General features: G+C 66.8%; 19 protein-coding genes. 10 read left to right on the forward strand and 9 right to left on the reverse strand.

Annotated elements, in window-relative coordinates; genetic code table 11:
• Positions 1-20 precede the first annotated feature (20 nt).
• The 7 genes from NFH97_RS05150 (at position 21) to NFH97_RS05180 (ending at position 8,830) form a co-directional block, all read left to right on the forward strand.
• A complete protein-coding gene (locus tag NFH97_RS05150; RefSeq protein ID WP_253029029.1) occupies positions 21-1,481 on the forward strand; it encodes an aldehyde dehydrogenase family protein in 1,461 nt (486 codons plus the stop codon).
• 120 nt (positions 1,482-1,601) lie between these two features.
• On the forward strand, positions 1,602-2,498 hold the full coding sequence (locus tag NFH97_RS05155; protein ID WP_045991769.1) for an NAD(P)-dependent oxidoreductase: 897 nt from the start codon (positions 1,602-1,604) through the stop codon (positions 2,496-2,498).
• 176 nt (positions 2,499-2,674) lie between these two features.
• Positions 2,675-3,886: a mandelate racemase/muconate lactonizing enzyme family protein gene (locus NFH97_RS05160; protein WP_124802827.1), complete on the forward strand. Its 1,212-nt coding sequence runs from the start codon at positions 2,675-2,677 to the stop codon at positions 3,884-3,886.
• 316 nt (positions 3,887-4,202) lie between these two features.
• Positions 4,203-4,748: a (2Fe-2S)-binding protein gene (locus NFH97_RS05165; RefSeq protein WP_502878688.1), complete on the forward strand. Its 546-nt coding sequence runs from the start codon at positions 4,203-4,205 to the stop codon at positions 4,746-4,748.
• Positions 4,735-7,110, forward strand: coding sequence for a xanthine dehydrogenase family protein molybdopterin-binding subunit (locus NFH97_RS05170; protein ID WP_349624522.1), 2,376 nt, complete (start codon positions 4,735-4,737; stop codon positions 7,108-7,110). Before NFH97_RS05165 ends, NFH97_RS05170 begins: the two co-directional genes overlap by 14 nt.
• A gap of 60 nt (positions 7,111-7,170) precedes the next feature.
• Positions 7,171-8,175 carry an XdhC family protein gene (locus NFH97_RS05175; protein WP_348815341.1) on the forward strand — a complete coding sequence of 335 codons (1,005 nt, stop codon included), beginning with the start codon at positions 7,171-7,173 and terminating at the stop codon, positions 8,173-8,175.
• Positions 8,165-8,830 carry a nucleotidyltransferase family protein gene (locus NFH97_RS05180; RefSeq protein WP_253555322.1) on the forward strand — a complete coding sequence of 222 codons (666 nt, stop codon included), beginning with the start codon at positions 8,165-8,167 and terminating at the stop codon, positions 8,828-8,830. Before NFH97_RS05175 ends, NFH97_RS05180 begins: the two co-directional genes overlap by 11 nt.
• Before the next feature lie 219 nt (positions 8,831-9,049).
• Here the strand turns inward: NFH97_RS05180 and denD are convergent, their stop codons facing one another.
• The 5 genes from denD to ltnD all read right to left on the reverse strand — a co-directional run bounded on the left by denD (position 9,050) and on the right by ltnD (position 13,973).
• Complete coding sequence (gene denD, locus NFH97_RS05185; protein WP_349624523.1) at positions 9,050-10,021, reverse strand: D-erythronate dehydrogenase; 972 nt, start codon at positions 10,019-10,021, stop codon at positions 9,050-9,052.
• Positions 10,022-10,156: 135 nt separating this feature from the next.
• The gene (gene otnI, locus NFH97_RS05190; RefSeq protein WP_213228157.1) at positions 10,157-10,954 is read right to left on the reverse strand and encodes a 2-oxo-tetronate isomerase; all 798 of its coding nucleotides are present in this window, start codon (positions 10,952-10,954) and stop codon (positions 10,157-10,159) included.
• Between the two features lie 83 nt (positions 10,955-11,037).
• The gene (otnC, locus tag NFH97_RS05195) at positions 11,038-11,685 is read right to left on the reverse strand and encodes a 3-oxo-tetronate 4-phosphate decarboxylase (protein WP_045990915.1); all 648 of its coding nucleotides are present in this window, start codon (positions 11,683-11,685) and stop codon (positions 11,038-11,040) included.
• On the reverse strand, positions 11,682-12,974 hold the full coding sequence (otnK, locus tag NFH97_RS05200; RefSeq protein ID WP_213228159.1) for a 3-oxo-tetronate kinase: 1,293 nt from the start codon (positions 12,972-12,974) through the stop codon (positions 11,682-11,684). The genes otnC and otnK overlap by 4 nt, the downstream gene beginning before the upstream one ends.
• A 57-nt stretch (positions 12,975-13,031) precedes the next feature.
• Positions 13,032-13,973 (reverse strand): L-threonate dehydrogenase, encoded by a 942-nt coding sequence (gene ltnD / locus NFH97_RS05205; RefSeq protein ID WP_213228161.1) that lies wholly within the window; start codon positions 13,971-13,973, stop codon positions 13,032-13,034.
• 502 nt (positions 13,974-14,475) lie between these two features.
• Here ltnD and NFH97_RS05210 point away from each other — a divergent pair.
• Positions 14,476-15,507 carry a LacI family DNA-binding transcriptional regulator gene (locus NFH97_RS05210; RefSeq protein ID WP_108131284.1) on the forward strand — a complete coding sequence of 344 codons (1,032 nt, stop codon included), beginning with the start codon at positions 14,476-14,478 and terminating at the stop codon, positions 15,505-15,507.
• Between the two features lie 106 nt (positions 15,508-15,613).
• Here the strand turns inward: NFH97_RS05210 and NFH97_RS05215 are convergent, their stop codons facing one another.
• From NFH97_RS05215 to zapE, 3 genes are all read right to left on the reverse strand, one after another.
• Complete coding sequence (locus NFH97_RS05215; protein WP_045990910.1) at positions 15,614-15,817, reverse strand: CsbD family protein; 204 nt, start codon at positions 15,815-15,817, stop codon at positions 15,614-15,616.
• 187 nt (positions 15,818-16,004) lie between these two features.
• Complete coding sequence (locus NFH97_RS05220) at positions 16,005-16,496, reverse strand: GNAT family N-acetyltransferase (RefSeq protein ID WP_249742799.1); 492 nt, start codon at positions 16,494-16,496, stop codon at positions 16,005-16,007.
• Positions 16,497-16,606: 110 nt separating this feature from the next.
• A complete protein-coding gene (gene zapE, locus NFH97_RS05225) occupies positions 16,607-17,941 on the reverse strand; it encodes a cell division protein ZapE (RefSeq protein ID WP_213228163.1) in 1,335 nt (444 codons plus the stop codon).
• Positions 17,942-18,094: 153 nt separating this feature from the next.
• On the opposite strand from zapE, the gene NFH97_RS05230 reads away from it, so the two are divergent.
• Both NFH97_RS05230 and NFH97_RS05235 read left to right on the forward strand, forming a co-directional pair.
• Positions 18,095-18,583, forward strand: a complete 489-nt coding sequence (locus NFH97_RS05230) for a DUF2946 family protein (protein ID WP_287163198.1) — start codon at positions 18,095-18,097, stop codon at positions 18,581-18,583.
• 73 nt (positions 18,584-18,656) lie between these two features.
• The gene (locus NFH97_RS05235; protein ID WP_287163199.1) at positions 18,657-20,030 is read left to right on the forward strand and encodes a PepSY-associated TM helix domain-containing protein; all 1,374 of its coding nucleotides are present in this window, start codon (positions 18,657-18,659) and stop codon (positions 20,028-20,030) included.
• A gap of 241 nt (positions 20,031-20,271) precedes the next feature.
• On the opposite strand, the gene NFH97_RS05240 is transcribed toward NFH97_RS05235, so the two are convergent.
• Positions 20,272-21,201 carry a DUF808 domain-containing protein gene (locus NFH97_RS05240; protein ID WP_045990907.1) on the reverse strand — a complete coding sequence of 310 codons (930 nt, stop codon included), beginning with the start codon at positions 21,199-21,201 and terminating at the stop codon, positions 20,272-20,274.
• Positions 21,202-21,252 lie beyond the last annotated feature (51 nt).

Genomic DNA, 21,252 nt, shown 5'->3' on the forward strand with positions numbered 1-21,252 from the left:
CCTTCTCAGGAGTCGACAGAATGCACGCCCTCCCCCTCACTCCACCCACCGGCGCCCTGATCGGCGGTCACTGGGTCGATACCGCCGACACCCTCGAGGTGCTGCGACCGGCCAGTGGCGAGGTCATCGCCCGTATCGCCGCGTCCAGCGCAGCCGACGTCGATGCTGCGGTGGCCTCCGCCCGGGCAGCCTTCACAGGCGAGCTTGGCCAGTGGTCGACGTTCTCGGCGCGGGCGCGCAGTGAATTGCTGTACGCCTTCAGCCAGGCCATCGACGCCGACAGGGACACCCTGGCCGCCCTCGAGTGTGCCGACACCGGCAAGCCGATCAGCCAGGCCCGGGGCGATATCGCCGCCTGCGCGCGCTACTTCCGTTTCTACGCCGGCGCCGCTGACAAGCTCCACGGCGAGACCATCCCCTTCGATTCCGACTATGCGGTGATGACGCTGCGTGAACCCTGGGGCGTGTGCGCCCAGATCATCCCCTGGAACTACCCGGCCCAGATCTTCGGACGCTGCGTGGCGGCGGCGCTGGCCGCCGGCAACACCTGCGTGCTCAAGCCCGCCGAGGACGCCTGTCTGAGCGTGCTGCGCCTGGCCCAGCTGGCCGTCGACTGCGGCCTACCGGAAGGCGCGCTCAACCTGGTGCCTGGCCTCGGCCGTGAAGCCGGCGCCGCCCTGGCCGCCCACCCCGGCATCGACCATCTGTCGTTCACCGGCTCGCCGGAGACCGGCACCCTGGTGACTCAGGCGGCGGCGGTGCACCACGTGCCGGTGACCATGGAACTCGGCGGCAAGTCGCCCCAGCTGATGTTCGCCGACGCCGACCGTGAACGCGCCCTGGACGCCGTGGTACGCGGGATCATCCAGAACGCCGGCCAGACCTGTTCCGCCGGCAGCCGTCTGTTGGTGGAGCAGAGCATCCACGATGAGGTGGTGGCGGCACTGAGCGAGCGTTTCGCGCGGTTGACCTGTGACGTCGGCGAGAACGACCCGGACTGCGGACCGCTGATCAATGAACGCCAGCGCGACAAGGTGATGACGCTGATCCAGGCGGCACAGGATGACGGTATCCACATCGCCGCCCGTGGACGCCTGGCCGACGACGCCCCCCGGGACGGCCACTTCGTGGTCCCCCACCTGTTGACCCAGGTGCCGCAAGGCCACGGCGTCAGCCGCGAGGAGCTGTTCGGGCCGGTACTGGTGGTCCAGGCCTTCGCCGACGAGGCCGAGGCCGCACGCCTGGCCAACGCCACCGACTTCGGCCTGTGTGCGGGCATCTGGACCGCCGACGGCGGCCGCCAACTGCGTCTGGCCAAGGCGATCCGTTCGGGCCAGGTGTTCGTCAACAACTACGGCGCCGCCGGTGGTATCGAGCTCCCATTCGGCGGCGTCGGCCGCTCCGGCCACGGCCGCGAAAAGGGCTTTGAAGGGCTCAGGAGCTATACCCGCATCAAGACCATTGCGATTCATCACGGCTAGACGTCGCTGGAAACGTCTGGGCCTGGCACGAAAGGTGCCGGCCCTCCTCTAGGCCGTCACCCAGGACTATCAAGCACCAACCACCATCATCACCACTACCACCACCACAAGGAAAGGGACATGACCACCTCGCTTCACGTCGGCCTGATCGGCGTCGGCCTGATGGGCCACGGGATCGCCACCAGCCTGCTGCGCGCGGACCATCGCCTGAGCTTTCTCGATCACCCCGGCAATCAGCCCAGCGACGACCTGATCGACAAAGGGGCAAGCGCTCTGACCAGCGCCCGCGAGGTCGCCGAGACCGCCGATCTGGTGATCCTGTGCGTCACCGGCACTCCCCAGGTGGAAAGCGTGCTGTTCGACGAAGGCGGCGTGCTGGAGGGGCTCAAGCCAGGCCAGATCGTGGTTGACTGCTCCACCGCCATCCCCAGCTCCACCCAGGCCATCGACGCCAGGGTGCGCGAGGCCGGTGGCCGTTTCGTCGACGCCGCCATGACCCGCACCCCGAAGGAGGCCGCCGAGGGCCGCCTCAACCTGATCGTCGGTGCCGATCAGGCGCTGTTTGACGAGCTCAAGCCGCTGTTTGGCGCCTTCGCCGAGCACATCACCCACGGCGGCCCGGTGGGCGCCGGCCACACCCTGAAGCTATTGCACAATTTCGTCTCGCTGGGCTTCACCGCCGTACTGGCCGAGGCCAGCGCCGCCTCTCGACGCGCCGGCATCGACGACGCCGTGCTGCTCGAGGTGCTGGGCAACGGTGGCGGCGGCGGCGTGGTGCTCGAACGCCTGCGTCCCTTCCTGACCGACGCCGACCCTGCAGGCTTCCGCTTCAGCCTGTCCAACTCGCTCAAGGACGTGGGCTACTATCAAAGCATGTCCGAGGACCTCGGCGCCTCGCGCCAGCTCAGTCAAGCGATCACCCGGCTCTACCAGGACATCGTCGATGCCGGCCACGGTGAAAGACTGGTCCCGGAATTGGTCAGTCTGCTCGGCGAATCACAGTCAAAGCAGCCATGATGCTTGCGTCACACGTCATTTGACGGCGGCCACTCGCAAGCTGCCTGAGCGGATCAAGCGACGCCAGCAAGGGTGGCCATTGAAGATGCACAACAGCGATGAACGGTGGCGGTACGCGGCAATGACGAACGGGGCCGATCAACGGTAGCGAAACACTGAACCTTGCGGAGACCAGCATGAAGATCCAGCGTATCGAAACCCTGCGTCCTGCGGCTCGTCCGTCGCTGATCTGGGTGCGCGTCCACACCGAGGACGGCCTGGTGGGCCTGGGCGAGAGCTGGTTCGGCACCGACGCCATCGACGCCGATGTTCATGGCCGCCTCGCTCCCCTGCTGCTGGGCGAGGATGCCTCCCGCATCGAGGCGCTGCACCGCAAGATGCAACCCTACGTGGGCTTTGGCGGCACCAGTGCCGAGACCCGCGCGCTGTCCTCCATCGACGTGGCCCTGTGGGACCTGGCTGGTCAGCGTGCCGGCCTGCCTCTGCATGACCTGCTCGGTGGCGCCACCCGAGCGCGGGTGCCGCTCTACAACACCTGCGCCGGCCCCGACTATGTGTCCAAGTCCGCCGAGGTACGCCCGGACAACTTCGGCATCAAGAGTGGCTCGGGGGATGACGGGGCGTCTCCCCGCTACGAGGACCTGGACGCCTTTCTCGAGCGTCCGGCAGAGCTCGCCGCAGAGCTCCTCGAGATGGGCATATCCGCCATGAAGATCTGGCCCTTCGACTTCGCCGAAGGCGCCCACCACGGCATGTCCATCTCGCCCGCCGATCTCAATCGTGCGCTGTGGCCGTTCGAGGAGATCCGTCGTGTCCACGGCGATCGCATGCGCCTGAAGGCGGAACTGCACGGGCTCTGGAGTCTGCCGGCGGCGCGCACCATCTGCCAGGCGCTGGCGCCCATCGACCCGGACTGGATCGAGGACCCACTGTGGATGGATCGCTTCGACCAGCTCGGCGAGCTGGCCGACACCTGCGTCCCCCTGGCCGGCGGCGAGACCCTCGGCGGCCTGGGGCAGATTCGCGACCTGCTGCATCGCGGACGTATCCACACCCCGATCATCGATGTGACCTGGGGCGGCGGCGTCAGCTTCGCCCGCAAGGCCGCCGCCCTGGCCGAAGCCGAGGGCCGCCCGATCGCCTTCCATGACTGCTCCGGCCCGGTGACGCTGGCGGTCTCCACCCACCTGGCCATGGCGCTTGCCAACGTCGCCGAGCAGGAATTCACCCGGGCCTTCTACTACGGCTGGTACGCCGACTGCGTCGAGGGCCTGCCGCCGATCGAGGACGGCATGATCCGCGTCAGTGGCGAGCCCGGGCTGGGCATTCGCCTGAATCCCGAAATGCTCAAGGGCGACGCACTCCATCGACGTCTCAGCGAGAGCTAGATTCACTGACGCCCTGAACTCCATGTCGAGAAGCAGCCCTCACCACGAGAGGCGCCAGACGCCCCCGGCGCCTTTGCGGTAACCGCCATCCACGCATTTCGCCCGTTCCCGCATTCAACGTTGCCCACTAGTCGACTGGTCTATAGTATCGCGACATCGCTTATTAAGAGGCAGATGGTGTGCCAGTTACGGCATCCCGACCGTCCTCGCGTCCCCTGTTGCCTCAAGAACGGGTAAAAGGGACGCAGACAAGAAAAATCAGAAGCACCAACGGACCCTGAAGCTACGCAATGAAACCAGCGAGGAACCAGCCCCCATGACCAGCTTCACCCTGAACGGCGAAGCGGTGAGCGTCGAGGTGGATCCCCAGACCCCACTGCTGTGGGTACTGCGCGATACCCTGGGCCTGACCGGCACCAAGTTCGGCTGCGGCATCGCCCAGTGCGGCGCCTGCACCATCCACTTCAACGGCTCGGCCACGCGTAGCTGCGTGCTGCCGCTGGCCGCCGCCGAAGGTGCCGAGATCACCACCATCGAAGGCCTCGACGCCGACGGCAACCACCCGCTGCAACAGGCCTGGCGAGAAGAACAGGTGCCCCAGTGCGGTTACTGCCAATCCGGCCAGATCATGCAGGCGGCCGATCTGCTCAAGCGCAAGCCTTCCCCCAGCGATGACGAGATCACCCAGGGCATGAGCGGCAACCTGTGCCGCTGCATGGCCTACGTGCGCATCCATCGCGCGGTGAAGCGCGCCTCCTCGCTTCAGCAGGGCGGCGTCGAGACCTTCGACCCCGCCACCGCTACTGCTACCCGCACTGCAACCCGTACCAGCGCCGAGGAGCCCCGCCATGAGCCGGTTTGATGACACCCTGGCGGCCCATCGAGGCGCTTCCGCAGTCCGCAGCGATACGTCCCCGGCCGACCGAAACGCAGGCCCCGGCCTTAGCCGCCGCGGCTTTCTGATCGGCACCCTGGGCGCCAGCGCGGTCCTCGCCTTTGGCCTGCCCGGCATGGCCTTCGGCGCCGCCGACGCGGCCAGCGAGGCCCTGGCCAAGGGTCGCTTCGAGCCGACCCTGTGGTACGCCATCGACGCCCAGGGTCACGTCACCCTGCACTGCACCAAGGCCGAGATGGGCCAGCACGTGGGCACCAGCCTGGCCCGCCTGGTGGCCGAGGAACTCGAGGTCGACCCGGCGACGATCGCCATCGAATACGTCGACAGCGACCCCAAGTGGGGTTACATGATCACCGGGGGTAGCTGGTCGGTGAACCACAGCTTCCTGCCGCTGTCCCGTGCCGGCGCCGCCGGACGCCAGGCGCTGATCGAAGCAGGTGCGCGCCTGCTCGAGGTCGACGCCGCCGACTGCCAGGCCCGTGACGGTCAGGTCATCAGCGGCGACAAGCGTATCGGCTACGGCGAGATCGTTGCCAGCGGCACCCTGTCGCGCAGCTACAGCGCCGAAGAGCTTGAAGCCATCGAGCTCAAGCCGGCCTCCGAGCGCCGCGTGCTGGGCACCTCCGGCCGAGCCCAGGACATCCCCGCCAAGACCACCGGCGAGGCCGTCTTCGGCATCGACGCCAAGGTCGATGGGATGCTCTACGCCCGCCCGGTGCTGCCGCCTACCCGTTTCGGCTCCCGCGCCACCTCCATCGATGACAGCGCGGCCCAGTCCATCGCCGGCTATCGCCAGACCATCCGTCTGGAGGACCCCTCGGGCCTGTGCCAGGGCTGGCTGGCGGTGATCGCCGACAACTTTTCCGCCGCCATGCGCGCCACCGATGCACTGAAGATTGAATGGGAAAACGGCTCAGGCATCTCGATCACCGAGGCCGACATTCTCGATGAAGGCCGCCGCCTGACCCAGTCGCCGAGCCGTGACAACGGCGCCCTGTTCGTCGATATCGGCGAGGTGACGTCGACCCTCGAGCAGGCCGCGTCCGCCGAGGACGTGTCGCTGATCGATGCCACCTACACCACGTCCAGTGTGCTGCACTTCCAGCTCGAGCCGGTCAACGCCACCGTGGTCGAGCGCGACGGCCACTGGCACGTCCACTGCGGCAACCAGCAGCAGTCCGTGGCGGTGCCCCTGGTGGCCAAGGCGCTGGAAGTCGACGAGAGCCAGGTGACCTTCCATCAGTACTATCTGGGCGGCGGCTTCGGACGCCGTCTCTATGGCGACTATGCTGTGCCTGCTGCGCTGGCCGCCAAGGCCGTGGGCGCCCCGGTCAAGATGGTCTTTACCCGCCCCGATGACAGTCGCATGGATTGCGTGCGCTCACCCTCGGTGCAGCGGCTGCGCTCGGCCCTGGCAGCCGACGGCGCTATCCAGGCCAGCGAACACGCCGCCGCCGCCGGCTGGCCCACCGCCGATATCGCACCCGGCTTTCTCGGCGAATTCGTCGAGGGTGGCGGCAAGATCGATTCCTTCGCCATCAGTGGTGCCGACCACTGGTACGCACTGGGCGCCCAGCGGGTGTGGGCCCAGCAGAACCACAAGGCCCACGAAGCGTTCGTTCCCGGCTATCTGCGCGCGGTGGGGCCAGGCTGGACCACCTGGGCGGTGGAGAGCCATATCGACGAACTGGCGCTGGCCGCCGGACAGGACCCCGCCGAGTACCGCCGGAACCTGCTCAAGGCCGAAGGACGCAACGCCGGCGAGGCGCCCAACAGCGTCGGCGGCGCCGAGCGCCTCAAGACAGTCCTCGAACGCACGCTCGACAAGGCCGGCTGGAACGAGCGCGACGCCCTGCCCGAGGACACTGGTCTCGGCGTGGCACTGAGCTTCGGCCAGGAACGCCATATGCCGACCTGGGTGGCCTGTGTCGCCCGTGTCAAGGTGGACCGTGCCAGCGGCGAGGTGACCGTCGAGAAGCTGACCTCGGTGGTGGACGCCGGCACCCTGGCCCATCCCGACGGTGCCATGGCCCAGTTGGAAGGCTCGCTGCTGTGGGGTCTGTCGATGGCCCTGCACGAAGGCACCGAGTACGCCGAAGGCCAGCCTGCGGACCTCAACCTGAACAGCTACACGCCGCTGCGCATGCATCAGGTGCCGGAGCTGGACCTTGAGTTCGTCGACAACGACCACACCCCGGTCGGCTTGGGCGAACCTGGCACCTGCGTTGTAGCGCCGGCCATCGCCAACGCCATCGCTCACGCCACCGGCGTGCGCCTGCGCGACCTGCCGATGCGGCCGGAGGCGCTCAAGGCCGCACTGGGGGCCTGACCCGCCACCCGAGCGCCACGCTGATCGCGTGGCGCTCGTCACACACAGGACACGCTGACCATGCAACATCTGGATCTTAGGGTGGTGCGACGTGCCCTCGCCTGGCTACGCGACGGGCGTACCCTGTGGCTGGCCACGGTGCTGTCCACCTATGGCTCCTCACCACGCGAACCCGGCGCCTGGCTGGCTGCCACCCGTGACGGTGATCACGTTGGCTCGCTGTCCGGCGGCTGCGTCGAGGAGGATTTTCTTGAGCGCCTTGGGCAGGGTGATTTCGATACGCCGGTCAGGCGGGTGCGCTACGGCGCCGGCGACGACGTCGACTACCCGGCGCCCAGCCTTCCCTGTGGCGGCGTGCTCGACGTCCTGGTCGAACGCTTCGCCCCCGACCAGGCGGCACTGGCGCACTTCTCGGCCCTGGAGGCGGCACTGGAAGGACGCAAGCCGCTGATTCGCCGGGTAGACCTGGACACCGGCACGCTCTCGCTCACTCAGGACGATGGCCTGGGTGATCGCGTCGTTCTGGTCGATGGGAATGGTGAGGCCAGTGCGCAACTGCGCGTCGGCCCGGCCGCCCGACTGCTGCTTGCCGGGGTCTCGCCGGTGGCCGTCGCCTGCGCCCAGTTCGCCGTGGGGCTCGGCTTCGAGGTGATCGTCTGCGACCCTCGGGAAGGCATGCTGGAGTCCTTTATCGATGAACTCGGGGGCGCCTCCGGCAACATCGAGAAGGTGGCGACCCTACCGTCACGCTTTATCGCCGAAGGTGGCTGCCATGCTGCCACGGCGGTAGTGGCGCTGACCCACGACCCGCGCATCGATGATCTGGCGATGATCGAGGCGGTACGCTCCGAGGCGTTCTACATTGGGGTGATGGGATCGCTGCAGACGTCCCGGGCGCGGGCCGAGCGGCTATTCCGCAGCGGTGGTCTGAGCGATGACGAGATCGCGCGTATCCATATGCCGATCGGCTTGAACCTGGGCAGCAAGACCCCGGCGGAGATCGCCCTGGCGGTGATGGCCGATATCGTTCGGGTACGCCGGGGCAAGGACCGCCATGCGCTCTAGCGGCCAGTCGGGCACTCCTGCTTCAACCCCCTCTCGTGAGGATGGCCGCCATCCGTCCCACGCCACCCCGCTGATCTGTGTAGTAGCGGCGGCGGGTCGTTCACGGCGCTTCGGCGCCGCGGACAAGCGCCATGCACGCCTCGAAGATGGTCGCCGGCTGCTGGCGGCAAGCCTTGCGGCGGCGGCCGAGCTGACCCCTCGGCGGCTGGTGGTGCTGGGGCCGGGCGAGAGCCTCGCCGACTGGGCCCGTGCACCGTCTGCCAGCCTCGAGCTGCTGTCGCTTGAACGTCCCAGCGACGCCCTCGGCGACAGCCTGTCGGCGGCCTTTCGCTGGCTGCTTCAGCAACGCCAGCAGCAAAGTCCTGAGCTCACCGCAGCGGCGGTATGGCTCGGCGACATGGCCTGGATCTCGGCGCCGACTTGCCGCCGGCTTGCCGCCAGCGCCAGGGCCGACCGACTGGTCCGGCCGCGCTTTCACGGCCAACCCGGCCACCCGGTGATCGTTGGCTGCGACTTCTGGCCCGAGATGACTCAGCTTCACGGCCAGGACGGCGCCCGAGCGTTACTACACCGCCACCGCCAGGCACTGCTCGAGATCGACGTCGATGATCCCGGCGTGGTGCGCGACCTGGATACCCCCGAAGACCCACGCTAGGCACCCTCGCTAAGGGCTCTCGCCAAGCCCCCGCGCTAGGCGCTGTCCGAAAAGTCGACGAGCGAAGGTTAGACAAGGCAAAAATCGGTGAGAAAGCGCAGTTTACGGGGTGTAAATGAGCATTTTGATCCGATTTTTAACGCCGTATTACCGAGCGCAGGCACTTTTCAGACAAGCCCTAGACCCTGGGCAACCACCGTCAGCCCCGATTCTCCACCGCTAGCCCGTCGCCTGATCCTCGACAAAGGCCTCGACGATGGCATCGAAGTCGCTGTCACCGACAAAGCCAAGGGCCTCGGCCTTGGCGGTACGAAAACGCCCAGGCCAGCTCTCGACGATGGCGCGGATACGCTCATCCTGCTCGAAACTCACCAGTTCCCGCGCCTGAGCGCCACCCTGACGCTCCAGCGCGTCGAGCATGGCCGCCACGCGCACGCTGATACCCGGCAGCATGAAGGCGCGGAAGTCACCCAGGGCATCGGCGGCAACTTCGGCGCCGTGGACCAGCGCCTGAACCACCTTGCCAGGCGACATCACGAACAGTTCGAGCTCGGTGGGCACCGGGCACACCGCTGCCTCGCCGTTCAGGGGCTCACGCAGGATACTCGAGGCAAAACTCGAGGCCGCAGCGTTGGGCCGGCCTGGACGAATGACGATGGTCGGCAGGCGCAGCACCAGACCGTCGATCAGGCCCCGTCGACTGTAGTCGTTGATCAACAGCTCACACATGGCCTTCTGGCTGCCGTAGGAGCTCTGGGGCCGCAGCGCGGTCATGTCGTCGAGCACCTCAGGCAGCTCGCCGCCGTACACCGCCACCGAGCTGGCCATGATCACCCGGGTCGCGGCCAGGCCGCGCTGGCGACAGCCGTCGAGCAGCGCCCGGGTGGCGTCGAAGTTGACCGCTAGCCCAAGCTCCAGATCGGCCTCGGCGGCGGAGCTGACCACCGCCGCCAGGTGGTAGATCACGTCCGGGGCGCCATCCAGCAGGGCGTCCCAGGCTCCCTCTTCGGTAAGATCCCGAGCGGTGGACGTCACCGCCACCTGGCCCGCATCCTGTGGGTGAGGCGGCGTGCTCTGGTCGACCAGGGTCAGGCGCGAAAGCGGCTGGCCGTTGACCTCGCCCTTGGCCAGCAGCGCCTGAACCAGACGCTTGCCAAGGAAGCCGGCTGCACCAGTAATCAAGATATGCATGGGTGTTCTCCTCCTTTAGGGACGATGGCCCACGCCGGGCGCTGCCCCAGCGATACACCAGAGGCACCAGTCATCAAGATATGCATGGAAGCTCTCCTTATTTTGTGACGGTGGCCCGCTTTATCCAGTGACGAGTTAGCTGGCAACAACGCCATGGGCGCGCGCCCAGCCCAGGCCATCGACGGTGTCACCTGCGGGGCGGTATTCACAGCCGACCCAGCCGTCATAGCCAAGGGCGTCGAGACGCTCGAGCACCGGGCCAAAGTTCACTTCCCCCTGGTCCGGTTCATGGCGCTCCGGGACCCCGGCGAGCTGCACGTGTCCCACCACGTCGAACTGGGCTTCCAGGGTACGGATCAGGTCGCCCTGGACGATCTGGCAGTGGTACAGGTCGAACTGCAGCCTGAGGTGGGGCGAGCCGACGCGCTGGATCACCTCCCTGGCAAGCTCCTGGCGCTGCAACAGGAAGTCCGGCATGTCGCGGCCGTTGATCGGCTCGATCAACAGGGTACGCCCGGCCCGGCCACAGGCCTCGGCGGCATGGGAAAGGTTGTCGACGTAAGTGGCCAGATGGGCCTCTCGGGTGGCCTCGCTGGCGCCTTGCGGCAGCAGCCCCGCCATGGCATGCAGGCGCGGACAGTCGAGCGCCGCGGCGTAGTCGAGCGCACGCTCGAGCCCCTCGCGGAACTCCCCCTCGCGCCCCGGCAGGCTGGCAAGGCCTCGCTCGCCGGCCTCCCAGTCGCCGGGGGGCAGGTTGAACAGCACCTGCGTCAGCCCATGTTGGTCGAGCCGCTCACGCAGTTCGTGCGCCTCGAAGTCGTAGGGGAAGAGGTACTCGACGCCGGTAAAGCCCGCCTTGGCGGCGGCGCCAAAGCGGTCGAGAAAGTCGTGCTCGGTGAACATCATGCTGAGGTTGGCGGCCAGGCGGGGCATCTCGCTCTCCTGATTGTCATTGTCGTGCGGGCCTCGCGTCGGGGGCCCAGTATCGAGGCATTGCCGACGCCAATAGCCCCGGGTCAGTCGCGGGGGAAGCGTGCTTCGAGTTCCTCTACCTGTTCTGGCGTCAACCCTCGAGGATTCTGGCCGCGCAGCAGCAGGAACAGCTTGGCGGTCTCCTCGAGCTCTTCGGTGGCGTAGACCGCTGCCTCCAGCGACTTGCCCGCCACCACCGGGCCGTGGTTGGCCAGCAGCACCGCGCTGTGCTTGCCGGCGAGCCCACGTACCGCGTCGCCGAGGCTGGGGTCCCCCGGCACGTGGTAGGGCACCAGCGGCAGGCGGCCGACGCGCATCACGTAGTAGGCGGTCAGCGGCGGAATGCAGTCGTGGTGGTCCACATCCGGCAGGCAGGATACCGCCACCGAGTGGGTCGAGTGCAGATGGACGATGGCCTCGGACTGGGGCCGCTCGGCGTACATCGCCATATGCAGGAAACTTTCCTTGGTCGGCTTGTCGCCATCGAGCCATTCCCCAGTCGCCGACAACGTCGAGATGCTGGCCGGATCGAGTCGTCCCAGGCAGGCGTTGGTCGGGGTCATCAACCAGCCGCCGTCGTCCAGACGCACACTGATATTACCGCTGGAGCCCATGGTCAGGCCGCGGTCGAACAATGACTTGCCGTAGGTCGCGATCTGCTCGCGCAGACGATTGACGTCACGTGCACTCATTGGCTCATCTCCTTGAGCACCTGAAAGCCGCGGCTGAAGATATCGACGCCGCCGAAGTTGCCGGACTTGAGCGCCAGCGACAGGGTCGACCCGCCGACGCGGGCCTGGGTCCAGGGCACCCCGGCATCGATCTGCCCGCCGATATGCAACTGGTCCAGCGACAGCGCCGAGACCACCGCACCGGAGGTCTCGCCGCCGGCCACCAGCAACCTGCCGACACCTTCGTCCACCAGAGTGGCGGCCAGGGTCGCCAGGGCCCGCTCGACCAGCTCGCCCGCCTTGGCCACGCCCAGGCGCTGCTGGGCGGCCTTGACCCGCTCGGGTGCAGCCGAGGCGTAGACCAGCACCGGCTCGTCTGGCGAGTCCTGATAGTGGCGACGCACGAAGTCCAGCGCTTCAGCGATGGGCGCGTCACCCTCGGCCAGCGCCAGCGGGTCCAGGGCGATCCCCGGATGGCGCTCGAGGAAGTGCTCGACCTGGGCCAGGGTAGCCCGCGAGCAGCTACCGGAAAGCACCAGGGCCTGCCCCTGGGCCGAGGCCAGCCGAGCCGCGTCGTCGACCGCCTCAAGCCAGCCCTTGCGCCGATACTCGGCGGGCAGCGCCTGGCCAAGGCCCGAGCCGCCGGTGACCAGGGGTAGCTCGACGCAGGCCGCAGCCAGCACCTCAAGGTCGGCGTCATCCAGGGTGTCACAGATGACGTGGCGGACCTTGTCACCTCCCAGGCGTTCGAGGTGGCTGGCACAGGCCTCTGCGCCCTGGCGGATCACCGAGTGAGACAGAAGCCCCACCGCATGCGAGGTCTGCGCGCCCAGCACCCGCACCAGATCGGCGTCGGTCATCGGATTGAGCGGGTGATCCTGCATGCCGCTGTCGTTGAGCAGACGATCGCCGACGAACAGGTGACCCTGATAGACCGTGCGTCCGGTGGTCGGAAAGGCCGGCACCATCACCGTCTGATCGCCGCCAAGGCGCTCGAGCAGAGCATCGGCTACTGGCCCGATATTGCCGTCTGCGGTGGAATCAAACGTCGAGCAGTACTTGAAGAAGACCTGGCGTGCGCCCTGTTCGGTCAGCCAGTCCAGCGCCGCCAGGCTGTCGGCCAGCGCCTCCTCCACCGGGCAGGTACGCGACTTGAGCGCGACGACCACGGCGTCGACACCTTCCGGAAGCGGCTTGCCGGTGGGCACACCGAGCATCTGCACGGTGCGCATGCCGGAGCGCACCAGATTGTTGGCCAGGTCGGTGGCGCCGGTGAAATCATCGGCGATGGCGCCGAGTACCAGAGTCATGGTCAGTCCTCGTCAAATACGGTGAATAAAGGGGAGGAACACAGCCGCGACGCGGCCTTATCCGGCGTCGTCGTCATTGGCCGCGGGCAGTGCGATCCCTGCGGTGGCGGCGTAGACCTTGACCACCGCGGCGTCGTCCTCGCGTCCCAGCCCCATGCCGCTGGCGGCGGTAAACTGCTGCAGGGCGCTGGCCGCCACTGGCATCGACAGGCGCAGTTCGCGGCCGGTGTCGTGGACGATGTTGAGGTCCTTGACGAAGATGTCCACGGCCGACAGCGGATGATAGTCGCCGTCCAGAATGTGCGGCACCCGGTTCTCGAACATCCACGAATTGCCCGCCGACTGGGTAATCACCCGGTACAGCGCGCGACCGTCGATGCCCATCTTCAGTCCCAGCGCCATGGCCTCGGCGGCGGCGGCGATATGCACCCCGGCCAGGTGCTGATTGACCAGCTTGACGCTGGAGCCAGGCCCCGGCGCGTCGCCCAGCCGGTGGACCGTGGCCGCCATGGCACCAAGCGGTGCCTCGGCCAGGGCGAAGGCCTCGGCACTCCCGGAGGCCATCACCGACAGCTCTCCGCTGGCCGCCTTGGCCGCCCCGCCGCTGATCGGGGCGTCGAGCATCATCAGCCCAGCCTCTGCCAGTCGGCGTCCCAGGGATTCGGCGAAACTCGGCGCCACGGTGGCGCACTGGATCACCAGGCTGCCCGACGCAAGCGTCGCTGCCAGGCCATCTTCTCCAAACAGCACCGCCTCGACCTGATCGGCGTTGACGACCACCAGCAGCACCACGTCACAGCGCGGCGCCAGCTCGCGGGCCGACGCCACCGCCTCGCCACCGGCTTCCTCGAAGGCCTGACGGGAGGCGCTGGAAACGTCGCAACCGATCACGTCAAGGCCGCCACGCAGAAGGCTTCGGGCGATACCCATGCCCATGGCGCCAAGTCCCACCACGCCACAGACAGGGGATCCGGCGGATGTCGTGGATGATTCACTCATGCTGCTCTCCGGTAACGAGGCCGTCAGGGCCGACAAACAAGAGTATGGCCTGCTTCGACTTCATCTGCGGAAGGAGCAGGGAGGCGGTATCTGTCCCCGGCACACCGAAGGCCAGCGACCAATACCGATAACAGGACGATAGGGAATCCGGTCGGCGATGATGGGTGAAGATCACCGCTGCTGCCCTGTAAAATGTTAGCGCTAACATTTTTAGTCCAGAGTCCCTTGTTGCACAAGCACGAAAGCGATAGGCATCGACCAATGTCTAACTACCGCCGTGATCCCGGTGTCGGGACCATGGGTGCCCCGAGGCGTGCAGCGCTTGATCCAAGCTGCCCTGCATGAAGCGCTCGGCATCAGCCGCTCGAGGCCGAGGCGCTGGGCCATGTCCCCACTGACCTGCGACGCAGGGACAGCCTGGGAACGAGCGAGCCAGCGCGCCCCATTCGGCATACCATGGAAGGCAGGCGTCCCTCTGATGCCATCGATCAAGGAGAGTCCGATGAACGAGACCCAGGGCGGTGATCGCCGCCGCCGCAAGGGCCTGGACAACCCGACGCTTGACGACGTCGCCCGTGAGGCTGGAGTTTCCTCGATCACCGTGTCTCGGGCGATTCACCGCCCGGACAGCGTACGCGAGACCACCCGCAACAAGGTGGAAGCGGCGATCGCCAAGGTTGGCTATGTGCCCAATATGGTGGCCGGTAGCCTGGCCTCGGCCAGCTCGCGCTTCATCCCGGTGATCGTGCCGTCGCTGTCCAATGTGGTGTTCGTCGAGGTCATCCAGGGGCTGCAGGCACAGTTCGACCAGCACGGCTACCAGATGCTGCTGGGCAACACCGACTACAGCATGCAGCGCGAAGAAGAGCTGATCCGCACCTTTCTCGGCTGGTCCCCCACCGCCCTGGTGACCACCGGCCTGCGCCACCAGCCGGGGCTAAGCGCGCTGCTGGAACGTTTTCCTCGACCGCTGGTGGAAATCATGGAACTGGGCCCGGCGCTGGACATGAACGTCGGCATGGACCACGAAAAGGCAGGCGCCGCCATGGCCGATCATCTGATCGCTCGGGGCTACCGTCATATCGTCTTCGCCGGCACCCGGCTCGAGTCCAACTATCGCGCCGCCCAGCGCTACGCCGGCCACCGCACCAGGCTCGAGAAGGCCGGACTTGCGGCCCCGCTGATGGAGTGGCACCAGGACAGCCACTTCGACCTCGGCGCCACGGCGCTGGACGAGGTCCGTCGCCACCACCCGGGCGTCGAGGCGATCCACTTCGTCGACGATGTGATGGCCAGCGGCGCCCTGCTGGGCGCACAGCGCCAGGGCCTGCGAGTGCCCGACGACATCGCCATCGCCGGGTTTACCGGGCTGCCCTTCGGCCGCTCGCTGATGCCGCGTCTGACCACCATCTCCTCCCCCCGCGAGGCCATCGGCCGGCTCGCCGCCTCGCAGATCATCGACCGTCTGGAGGGCCGTGACCCCGAACGCCAGATCGACGTCGGCTTCGCCCTGCTGGAAGGTGAGAGCACCTGAGGACACCAGACCTGACCCACAACGAACAACGGGGAGTCACGATGACTCCCCGCTGGTACAAGACGCTGCCTGCCCGCACGGGCGACAGAGCCCGCGGCACTCGCCGCTACTGATCGAGCCGACCCTTGAGCTTGTCGAACTCCTTCTCCACTTCTTCTCTGGCCAGGCCAAACTTCTGCTGGATGATGCCGATCAGCTTTTCCTTGTTGCCTTCGGCCTGCTGAATCTCGTCGTCGGTGAGTTCTCCCCACTTTTCCTTGGCGGCACCGCTCAGTTCCTTCCACTTGCCTTCGATGGTGTGCTTGTCCATGGCATGATCTCCGGGTCAGTCGATCTCATAAAGGTAGATGGCATACTCCTGACGAAGGCTAGCCTGCGGCAAACCCAGCGGCTAGCCCACCCCACCACACACCTTCGTTTTTTATAAAAAATTCAATCAGATAACTTCCGCAAAAGACTGTTTGAGCACAGTCCATCCTCCGACCAACCTTTTCACTTCACCCATCAATCAGCCGCCGCATGATGGTGACCCGCTCACCCAGATAGTCGAGCTCTTCGAGCTCCTCCCACCCCAGCCGGCGATACAGTGACTGCTGATCCGGCGTGTAGAGGTGAAGCCATTCGATGCCGTGGTCGCGAGCCTCCTGCTCTACCCGCCTTACCAGCGCGGAGGCGAGTCCCTGACCGCGTTGTTCGGGTGGCACGTAGACCGAGGCGAGCCACGGTGACAGTTCCCGGCGAATACTCATGTCATCCGGCGACAGGCTCGCCGTGCCCAGGGCCTGCCCCTCCTTCATCGCCACGAACACCGAGGGCACCCCGGCCGGACCGCACATCTGAGCCACCGCCTGGCGCCAGCCGGCGATGTCGGCCTCCGGATGCAGGTGCCCCCAGGCGCCAAAGGTCCAGTCGGCGACCTGGTCAAGCTGTTGCGAAGCGGCGCTCAAGCGCTCGATGGTGATCCCGTTCATCTGTCGATTTTCGTCCATTGCTGTCCACTTCCGTCTATTGCCGTTCACTTGTGAGCGTTATTGTCCCTGCCGACACTTTTCGACGGCGCCTGCCGATCGCGGCCTCGCCCAGGCTGACGCCGCAAGGATCAAGGCAACCGGCGCTGCCCGAAGCGCGCCAGCTGCATTTCGCCAAGCCGGCTCAGGGTGCGCCGGAAGGCAAACGCCAGATAGCCATCGGGATAAAGCTCCTCCATCGCCACCGACGCCTCGATCACCAGCGGTACCCGACGGTCGTAGCATTCGTCGACCAGGGCAATAAAGCGACGCACGCTGTCGTCCCTGGCCCCCAGCGGCGGCAGTACGCGATCACCGGCGGCCACCCGCTCACTGGCGTCTTCTGTGCCACGAGCGATGGGACGCGGGGCGCCCGGTTGCCGATCCGGCGCGGCTCTGCCGTCGCTGTCATCCTCATCAGGCCTGGAAGCCAGGCACGGCACCTCCCCCAGCAACAGCGTATCGAAGCGATCACATAGCGCGATAAAGTCGAGCGCCGCCAGCGGCGCCTCGCAAAGGGCAGCGAAGTCGCACCACAGTACCTGGCCTTCGAGGCCTCTGGCCTCCAGCTTGCGGCCGCCAAGCGCCAATGTTCGGGGCGTCGCCGCCCTGCCGCTCAGCCGAACAAACTGCTCGGACAGGATGCCGGGGTCGCCGGCCCTACGCACAAAATAGCGCTGGTGAACGTCGCCGGGATGGCGGCGATGATCCTGACCGCCATCCAGTTCGAGCACCTGAAGATGGGCCTGCATCGCGGCGATGGCCGGCAGGAAACGCTCGCGATTGAAGCCATCGCGATAGAGCTCGGCCGGCGGCTGGTTCGAGGTGGCCACCAGCGTCAGGCGTCTGGCGAACAGCTGCTGCATCAGCCCGCCCAGCAGCATGGCGTCGGCGATGTCCTCGACGAAGACTTCATCCAGACACAGCACCCCGACCTCGGCGGAAAGCTCCTCGGCGAGCCTTGCCAGCGGGTCGGGCTGTCCCCGCCAGTAAAACTGACGCTGGTGCACCCAGCGCATGAAGTGATGAAAGTGCCAACGACGCACCGTCACCGGACTGCAATCGACGAACAGATCCATCAGCCAGGTCTTGCCACGACCCACCGGCCCCCAGAGGTACAGGCCCCGGCTCGTCACGCCGCCAGCGAGCTCCTGCTGCAAGGCGTCCAGCGCCTCGACCGCCCGGGCCTGGGCGGCATCGGCAACCAGATGTCCCTCCTCCAGCAGCGCCTGATAGCCCAGCGACAACGGCTGACATCGAGACTGGTTCAACGGCCCATGGAGCGGCCGATCCAGCCGTTGGCTGCCAAGCGATGGCGCCTCTCGGTCCGGCCCAGGATGCGGTTGCAGGCCTTCACCGCTTGCTTCATCGATCCCGCCGCCGATCCTGTCACCGGTCCCTTCGCCCTCTTTGTAGCCGTCACTCATCGATAGATCCCTGGCTGGTGGTATCGACCCGTGTGCCCCCATTGCCGCCGGCACAGGTCCCTCGGAAGAGCATGCCTCCACCGTGGGCAAACGCCAGGCGCTGCACTATAGTGGCCCGTCTGCATATTCCCGATCGCCAAGGTTGCCTCTTTCATGCCCTCAGCCGCTCGTCTCTTGAGCTCCCGACCCCGCCGTCAGCGCCGGGTCTGCCTGCTGGCGGTGCTGGCCATGCTGATGCTCTTCGTGGGCCCACTGATCAGCCAGGTCCAGCGCCTGGCGATGGAGGACGAGGCCGGTCGACAACACCACCATGGACATGGTCACCACCAAGGCCTGGCTCAAGGCACCGGACAAGGCCATGCCCAGAATGATCCCACGCCGAGCGCCGCGGAAGTAGAGGGGCACGGCACGTTTGAGCCTGCCGTCGAGGGGGCGATCGGTGACGCCGGGCATCATCACCTGGCCGCCTGTGGCTACTGCGTACTGTTTGCCCAGGTGCCGTGGCTGGCCCTGCTGTTGCTGGTATTGGTTAGCCTGGCGCCGCGGGCCCCGCCGGCACGTTGTGCTGCAGGCATTCCCCCCGTTGTCAGCGGGCGCTTCCAGCGTCCGACTCCCCGCGCCCCTCCCGCGTCATTGTCGTGATCCATCGAGGCCACCGCCTCCAGAGCCACCGAACGGCATCGCCGTCGGCAACTCCGCCTTCAAGAGAATGACCATGACGACGCACGCGAAACCCGTTGCGCCGGCGCTGAAGACGCTGGTGATACGACTGCACTTCTATATCGGCCTGCTGGTCGGCCCCTTCATCTTCTTCGCCGCCCTCACCGGCACGCTCTATGCGCTGACCCCGGCACTGGAGCAGGCACTGTACCGGGACGCGCTGACCACCGGTTCGGACAGCGCTTCCGCGACCTTGGCCCGGCCATTGTCACGCCAGATTGCAGCGGCCCAGGACTATCTCGATGATTCCGCCCTGCCCAGCGCCGTGCGCCCGGCCCCCGAACCCGGCGCCACCACCCGGGTGATGTTCGCAGACCCAAGCCTTGATGCCGGCGAACACCGGGCCATCTTTGTCGACCCGCAAAGCCTCGAAATCCGTGGCGACATGACTGTCTACGGTACCAGTGGGGTACTGCCGCTACGCCGGATCATCGACCAGATCCACCGCAGCTTGATGCAGGGCGATCCCGGCCGCCTCTACAGCGAGTTGGCCGCTTCCTGGATGTGGCTCGCCGCCCTCGGCGGACTGGCCATCTGGGCGGTCACCCCCTCGCCCCGAGTGCAGCCCGGCAAGCAGACCCGCACCGCCCGTCGCTTGCGCACCCGCCGACGCCACAGTCTGCTGGGGCTGTTCCTGCTGGTCGGCCTGCTGGCCCTGTCGGCCACCGGCATGACCTGGTCGAAGTACGCCGGCGACAACTTCTTCACCATGCTCAAGGCCGCAGGCTGGGGGACGCCTCGGGTGTCCCAGTCGCTTCAGGCCCACGACGTCGCCTACGACGCACACGCCGACCACGCCATGCCCGGCGCTCACCCGACCGTATCGGGGTCGCTTGAGGCCTTCGACGCGGTCGAACGCCAGGCCCGTGAGGCAGGCCTCGACGCCGGCAAGATCGAGTTGCTGGTGCCCGGCGACAATCAGGCCTGGAAGGTGCGCGAGATCGACCGTAGCTGGCCGTCCCAGGTGGACGAGGTGGCGATCCATCCGCAAAGCTTCCAGGTGCTCGATCAGGTGAGCTTCAACGACTACCCGCCTGCGGCCAAGCTCACCCGCTGGGGCATCGACGGCCATATGGGCATCCTCTTCGGCCTGCCCAACCAACTGCTGCTGGCCGCCCTCGGCATCGGCATCATGACCATGGTCGGCTGGGGCTACGCCATGTGGTGGCGCCGCCGTGCCCTGACCCGCGACAGCCAGACGCTGTGGCAGGCCCTGCTGGAACTACCGCTGTCGGTGCTGGCGCTCATTTCGCTGGTGGCGCTGCTGCTGGGCCTGGCGATGCCGGTAATGGGGGTAAGCCTGGTGATATTCCTGACGGTGGACGCCCTGCGTACCCTGGTCGCGGCACGCCGACGCGCTACCGGCTAGGCCCCACATCAGTAAAGACAGGAAAGGGCCATCGGCAAAGCCAGGAAAGGGCCATCCACCACACAAGAAGGGCGACCCACGGGTCGCCCTTCTTGCTTGATGCCAGGAGCACGCTCCGCCCCTGTCTACCTATCCGCGATCAATGGCCCTTGCCCCGAAGCCGCTGGATGCCGGTCCACACAGCGACCAGGGCAGCACCCACGGCCAGGACGAACGAAGCATGATCGACCAGCATTGGCATTCAGTGGCCCTTGCCCCGAAGCCGCTGGATGCCGGTCCAGACGGCCACCAAGGCAGCACCCACGGCCAGGCCGAACAGGCCATTGCCCAGCATTGGCACCAGCCCGTGCATGATGGCGTCGAGGCCGGGAAGGGCTACCTCGGTCTCGGCCAGCCCCTCGATCCAGTGCCCGACCACCGGGATGCCGTGGGCAAGGATGCCACCGCCGACCAGGAACATCGCCAGGGTGCCGAAGATCGACAATCCCTTCATCAATAGCGGTGCGCCCTTGAGCAGTCCTCGGCCCAGGGCCTGTGCCAGGCCGCCGTCCTTCTGCGTCAGGTAGAGCCCCAGGTCGTCGAGCTTGACCAGCCCCGCCACCAGGCCGTAGACGCCCACGGTGATCAGCAGGCCGATGGCCACCAGCACCGCGATCTGCTGGCTCAGGGGGGCGGCGCTGACGGTGCCCAGCGCGATGACAATGATCTCCGCCGAGAGAATGAAGTCGGTGCGGATGGCGCCCTTGATCTTGTCGCGTTCAAAGGCCTTCATGTCGGTTTCGCCGTCGGCCAACGCCGCCAGTCGCGCCTGGCGCTCCTGCTCGGCGTCTTCCTTGTGCAGGAACTTGTGGGCCAGCTTTTCGGCGCCCTCGAAGCACAGAAAGGCCCCGCCAAGCATCAGCAGTACCGTCACCAGCCAGGGCACGAAGGCGCTGATCAACAGCGCGCCGGGAATCAGGAAACACTTGTTGAACAGCGACCCCTTGGCCACCGCCCACACCACCGGCAGCTCGCGATCCGCCGCCACGCCGGTGACCTGCTGAGCATTGAGCGCCAGATCGTCGCCGAGAACACCGGCGGTCTTCTTGGCCGCCACCTTGGTCATCACCGAGACATCGTCGAGCAGGGTGGCGATGTCGTCGATCAGGGTTAACAGGCTACTTCCAGCCACAGGGCATCCCTCCTTGGCCTGGGAAAACTTGGGTAGACTCAGCATAACCGC

Origin of the sequence: Halomonas sp. SCS19 (genome assembly GCF_040147015.1) — a bacterium.
Taxonomy (GTDB): Bacteria; Pseudomonadota; Gammaproteobacteria; order Pseudomonadales; family Halomonadaceae; genus Halomonas; species Halomonas litopenaei.